At 46.4% G+C, this 3,239-nt stretch carries 2 protein-coding genes; one reads left to right on the forward strand and one right to left on the reverse strand.

From position 1 onward, the window contains the following. Positions 1-313: 313 nt before the first annotated feature. On the reverse strand, positions 314-1,204 hold the full coding sequence (locus KDK19_RS02270) for a LysR family transcriptional regulator (RefSeq protein WP_257291263.1): 891 nt from the start codon (positions 1,202-1,204) through the stop codon (positions 314-316). Positions 1,205-1,262: 58 nt separating this feature from the next. Here KDK19_RS02270 and KDK19_RS02275 point away from each other — a divergent pair. Then, the coding region (locus KDK19_RS02275) for an amidohydrolase (RefSeq protein ID WP_257291264.1) at positions 1,263-3,239 on the forward strand (1,977 nt) is incomplete at its 3' end.

Below are 3,239 nucleotides of genomic sequence, written 5' to 3' on the forward strand. Positions count from 1 at the left end.
TGAAGTTTACCGTCTGCTTTTCCAGCAAGCCAAGCACAAGATAGGCAAGAACACTTAGTCGACACTTGTTCCAGTTCAGATAGGTTCTAAAATGTTCAATGAGTAAGTCAGCGGGTTCCATAATTGTGAGGTATTTTTAGCGAAAAATCTTAAGATAGTGGATCTCGCAGGCTTACTCCTGATTTTTGTCGTGTACAGTGGCCTTCCTGATGTAGATTTTTCTGCCTTTCAAAGTCTTGTGGCCTGAGTATTGTTCTTCGTGATCGGATACCCCTTTGGCCTTCATGTCGTGGAATGTGAACCTTTCGTTTTCTTACCGGAAATTATCCTTCGCGAATCCCAGCAAAACAGATTTAACAGCGACGACTTCCGGATAGTTTTCTAACTCCGGAGGACAATAAAATGATAAAGGCACTCGAACAGCGTTAACCAACTCATTAACGTTGAGATTTACCAACTTACCACTTTGCAACAAAGGCGCAGCTAAGGAATGCTCCAGGATCGCCCATCCATCTTCAAGCAGAAGGGTAAGCAGTACATCGTTATTACTCACTAAGCGGACATTGCTAGAAATAGAATAAAGTTCAGGATTACTATTATGGTGATTTTCACTCAAGTATTGCATTGCTAATTCAAGTTCATTCATTTGAATGCAATCACGTTTCGCGAGTGGGTGATCAGGATGGCAATAAAAACCTTGTTCACTGGTGCCCAAGTTAATAAAACTGAATGTTCGTTCAGGCATGTTTTTAAGCCGGCTTTGCATGATGGCAACGCAATGCTGGTTGCTCACTAACGCATCCAGCGTCTCATCCCGGTTTCGATGCAACCAATGCAGGCGTAGCATGGGAAACTGCTCTGTGATCGATTGATTAACCGTTTTTATCAGGCTATTGGGTACCAGGTTGTCATGGTAAACAATCAGAGATTCAAGTGCCTGCTTGTAGCGATCGATCATTCGGCGATAGAGCAGATCACTATTTTTAACCAACACCTTTGCCTGACGATACAGTGCATCAGCCTCGGTTGTTGCCACGGCTTTCTTTCCCTCAATAGTAAACAAACGAATTGCGAAACTGTCTTCTAAGGCCTTCACTTGTTCGCGAACAGTAGTTCTATCTTTGTTTAGTTTCTTTGCCGCTTTACTGTAGCTGGCTTCTTCAAACGTGGCGCAAAATGCGGCTAAGTGCTCGTATGAGAACATCTATCTTCCTCCTGCTACCTGTAAAATGGCTGATATTGCCCATCATAATGCATTTATCATGACCGTTAAAAATTGCTATTTTTCACCCTGCCTTCAGCAGAGTGGTTCATCCAGAGGTGCTCTGCCTTTTTCATTGAAAGATTACAATATGAAAAACATCTTTAAAGTTTCCGTTTTAACAGTGTCATTATCCATCCTGGCCGGGTGCTCACTGGTAGGGGCACCCGATGGGCCCCTCAACAGCCCGATCACTGTATTTGTCTCCAACGACATCATTACCCTTTCAGAGACAATTAATGGCAAACCCACAGCCATTGCCGTTCAGGACGGCAAGATCATCAACATCGGTCAGCAAGAAGCGTTGATAGAAGCCTACAAAAATGAAAGCAACCTGATGGTTGATACACAATTCCTCGATAAAACGATCCTGCCGGGCTTTGTCGAGCCCCATATGCATATCTGGATGAGCAGCCTGTTACTGAGCATGGATTTTATCACCCCCGCAGACTGGGCATTCCCCTGGGGGTATGTGAAGGGTGTCCAAAATGAGAAAGCGTACTTCGACCAGCTCGCTCGTCTGGAACGGTCTTTACCTGAGGGAGAACCCCTTATTACCTGGGGATATCATAACTATTTTCATGGCCAGAACATGAACAAATCGGCCTTGAATAAACTCTCGGAAACACGGCCCATTATTGTATGGCACCGCAGTTTTCACGAAGTTTATTTTAACGACGCCGCCCTGACGGTGCTGGGCTGGAACCAAGCCGATTGGGAGGGAAAAAAAATATCCCAGCTTAACTGGGATAACGGTCATGCCTACGAAACGGGTCTGAAAGCCATCATGAACGAGCTTTTTACCTATTTCTTTGAATCAGGACGTTTTGCCGAAGGGATTAAACGCAGCAAAGACTATGTCCATTCAGGGGGTATCACCACGGTTATTGACCCGGGTGTCCTGCTTTCACCGGAGATGTTTAACGAAATGGTTGATGTCTTGATGAAGGATACCTTTCCGATGGACTATTGGTTGATTCCTGCGGGCAACTTTACCTATATGCTGTCGCAAAATGATGCCGAGAAAGGCAAGGCGCTGGCTGAACAACAAACCCGGACTTACAAGGAATCTGACCAGATCAAATGGCTGCCAAAGTACGTCAAACTATTTTCTGATGGGGCAATGTATAGCCAGTTGATGCACATGAAAGATGGCTATACCGATGGCCATGAAGGTGAATGGATCCAAAAGCCGGAAGAACTCGAAGACAGCATGAGGCCATACTGGAATGACGATTACACTGTCATTGTACATGCAAATGGTGACCTGGGGTTTGAAACCGCCATTGATATTGTTGAAACGCTAAACAAAGACACGCCACGGGAAGATCACCGCACCGGATACCATCACTTAGGTTTTACCGGCCTGGATGATATTAACCGTGCGGTGGAGCAAGGTGCTAACTTCAGCGTTAACCCTTACTACACGCACATACTGGGTGAGCTTTATAGTGTTCATGGAATTGGGAAAGAGCGGGCGGAAAATATGTCCCGAGGCCAGTCGTTCATTGAAGCAGGCGGCATACTTTCTTTGCACTCTGATGCGCCAATGGCACCGGCGCAGCCGCTCAGCCTGGCTTGGGCAGCCGTTAACCGGATAGGCTTATCCGGCAGCAGGACACTTGGGCCACTGGAGCGGATCAGTGTCGAAGACGCACTCAAAGCCATCACTATCAACGCAGCTTATACCGCAAGGTTGGAAAACGAAATTGGTACCATTGATGTCGGCAAGTATGCCAACTTCACGGTACTGGACCAGAGCCCATTTGAAGTCGATCCAAAAGAACTCGATAAAATCACCATTGCCGCCACTGTCTATCACGGAGAGTCAGCTCCGGTGAAACACAGTAATGCCGGTTTGGATATGACGCATGGCTCCCACAAAGCAGTGAGACTCATAAACATGCTATCAGCAAGAGACGGTTCAGGGGATTTCTGCAGCACCAGCATTGAGATGCAGAGCAGTGCCCTGGGAGTG

Origin of the sequence: Endozoicomonas sp. ONNA1 (genome assembly GCF_024606325.1) — a bacterium.
Classification (GTDB): Bacteria; Pseudomonadota; Gammaproteobacteria; order Pseudomonadales; family Endozoicomonadaceae; genus Endozoicomonas_A.

Bases quoted from the DNA above. Each gene is read 5' to 3' on its own strand.
- KDK19_RS02270 (WP_257291263.1), bottom strand. From the start codon at position 1,204: ATGTTCTCATACGAGCACTTAGCCGCATTTTGCGCCACGTTTGAAGAA.